The organism is Vibrio ouci, assembly GCF_004551525.1.
Lineage (GTDB): Bacteria > Pseudomonadota > Gammaproteobacteria > Enterobacterales > Vibrionaceae > Vibrio > Vibrio ouci.
Genome location: NZ_SATR01000126.1, coordinates 1 through 2424, shown reverse-complemented (window position 1 = coordinate 2424; position 2424 = coordinate 1). Strand labels below are relative to the sequence as shown.

At 41.8% G+C, this 2424-nt stretch carries 2 protein-coding genes; both read left to right on the top strand.

The window, feature by feature from the left end:
• Positions 1-35 precede the first annotated feature (35 nt).
• Positions 36-539 (top strand): peptide deformylase, encoded by a 504-nt coding sequence (gene def / locus ELS82_RS24215; RefSeq protein WP_010644669.1) that lies wholly within the window; start codon positions 36-38, stop codon positions 537-539.
• A 152-nt stretch (positions 540-691) separates the two neighbouring features.
• Entirely contained in the window at positions 692-1276 is a 585-nt protein-coding gene (locus ELS82_RS24205) for a hypothetical protein (RefSeq protein WP_134837681.1), read from the top strand.
• Positions 1277-2424 lie beyond the last annotated feature (1148 nt).

Sequence of the window (2424 nt, the reverse complement as noted above, 5' to 3'; positions counted from 1 at the left end):
GGGCGTTATGAGCTTCCAAGAATTAGAAGGAAAATATGGCAGTTTTAGAAATTTTGACTGCACCTGATCCAAGGCTTAAGGTCAAAGCGGAAAAGGTGCGAGATATTACGACGGTACAAACATTAATAGACGATATGTTGGAAACGCTGTATGCGACTGACAATGGTATCGGTTTGGCGTCGACTCAAGTTGGTCGTAAAGAGGCAGTTGTTATTATCGACCTTTCAGAAAGTCGAGATGAACCGCTAATTTTAGTTAACCCAGAAGTGATTAGTGGCTCGGATAAAGCATTGGGTCAAGAGGGTTGTTTATCAGTTCCTGATTACTATGCAGACATAGAGCGTTTTACTTCAGTTGTTGTATCTGCTTTAGATCGCGAAGGTAAGCCAATTACCATCGAAAGTGATGAGTTTCTGGCTATCGTAATGCAGCACGAAATAGATCATTTGTCGGGTAATCTGTTTATTGACTATCTTTCGCCACTTAAGCGTCAAATGGCTATGAAAAAGGTTAAAAAGTACGTTAAAGCGCACTCTTAACCCCGCTCATAACAAACTGTTTAAGAGTGATTCGCAACGCGTGGCATTTTTAATATGCGTTGGTTTTAGTGTTTAAGGTGGTATGCGGCAACTTCGGTATTGCGTTGCTCACACCTTAACAGGGCGTTAGCACTTAGGAGCATATCTCGCGTATGAAGAAAATTATTGTTTTTGCGTTGTTTTGTACTCTGCTTGTAATGTCAGTTTACATAAGCAAATTTGGTTTTGTTCTTTCTGATGAACACTCGCGCTGGGCTGATTTTGGGAGTTTTCTTGGTGGGACGCTTGGCTCCATTTTTACTTTTTGCTCGTTACTTTACTTGGCACACCAAATTGAGATGCAAAGAACAGAGAATCGCCAAGCAAGGGTAGAAGTTGAGTTGAATTATAAGGAACGTAATATAGACGAGAATCTTACATTGTTATTGCCAAAGCTGAACTCCATCGACCCATTAATTAATGCGACATTAGCTGAACTGATTCTTCGTACATATGGCAATAAGCCAATCGCTGAGAATAACCCTGACCTATTTAGGTTGGCCTTCTCTGCTCGGGCAGAAATATTAGTTATATGGGTTAACATTTCAGCAGCATTGTCTTATTTGGAGTCTGCTGATAAAAGTCGATATCTAAGTAAAAAAACCTTAGTGGTAGTTCAGCTGTCTTCTAAGTTGTGTACAGCCTTGGATTATGTAGCTAGGGAGTCAACAGGAATCAAGTTTGACACTCATTTTTAGAACGTGCTAACAATCTGTTTAAGAGTGATTCGCAACGCTTGGCATTTCTGCTATGCGTTGCGTTTTGTGTTTAGGGTGTTATGCGGTGGCATCGGTATTGCGTTGCTCACACCTTAACAGGGCGTTAGGCAAAGGGCAGAAAAGTTCTTTGTTCTAATCTTTTTGTTCCCTCTGGCAGTTCGCTTTTCTTAGTCGGCAATTCCATATTGTCGGCTCAAATCCTTGAATCTCTTCAACCGTAAAACATGCCAAGTTTCGTGGGTTGCCTCATGGGGGGTCAGTGTTGGTTGGTGTTGAGCTTTACTGGCTTAAAGTGTGGAAAGGGCAAGTTAGTCGAAGCTTTCGTTATTGCTGTCATTTCGCATCTTTGAGTTTATCAGGTTCAAAAGCAACTTTGTCGTAGAAAGGCTGTGCTGCGTGAACGTTGAAAGTGAAGCTGTAACATAGTGACTTCAGTGGTTCTTGAATCACAAAAAGTCAGTGGGTAATTGGTTGCTTATCGTGTTTAAGGTATTCTGTTTTCAAACCAAGTAAGTGAGTAAACGAGAAATTTGCCTAACAAACAATTCAAGCTGATTCGCAACGCTCGGTGCTTTCGGTTTCAATTTGTTTAGTGATTACGGTGAAGTGCTTGAGTAAAGTGGTAGCGTTGCTCACAACTTAATTGGGCGTTATGTTTACTTGTAATTCAAAGGTTTAAAGGTCTTAGGCTCTAGTTCTTTGTCCCTCTGGCAATTGGCCCCTAGTAGACTCAGCAAATCCACCTTGTCGGTCTAAGTTCTTGAATCTCTCAGACCGTAAAACATGTCAATGTTCGTGGGTTGCTTCACTTTAAGGTCGTGGCGGTCGGTTGTTTGTGTAACTGGCTTTAAGTCGCTTTAGGGTTCTTAGCCAATTAGCATTTTGGCTTGGCAGTTGCCTCGGCAACTCATCATTGTTTTGCGCTTTGGTTGGAAAGATAGGGCGCTTGTTGTTTCTTGGTCGGGTTGCCTCATTGGGCAGGGAAGTGGAATTACTGGTTTTAGGTTAATCGCCTTTGGTGGCCAAGTTGGTTTCTTGTTTAACTGGCTCAAAGTCGCTTTTAGGTTTTTARCCAATTAGCATTTCGGCTTGGCAGTTGCTTCGGCAATTCAGCATTGTTTTGCGCT

Coding starts and splice junctions, on each gene's coding strand:
- def (WP_010644669.1), top strand. CDS start 36: ATGGCAGTTTTAGAAATTTTGACTGCACCTGATCCAAGGCTTAAGGTC.
- ELS82_RS24205 (WP_134837681.1), top strand. CDS start 692: ATGAAGAAAATTATTGTTTTTGCGTTGTTTTGTACTCTGCTTGTAATG.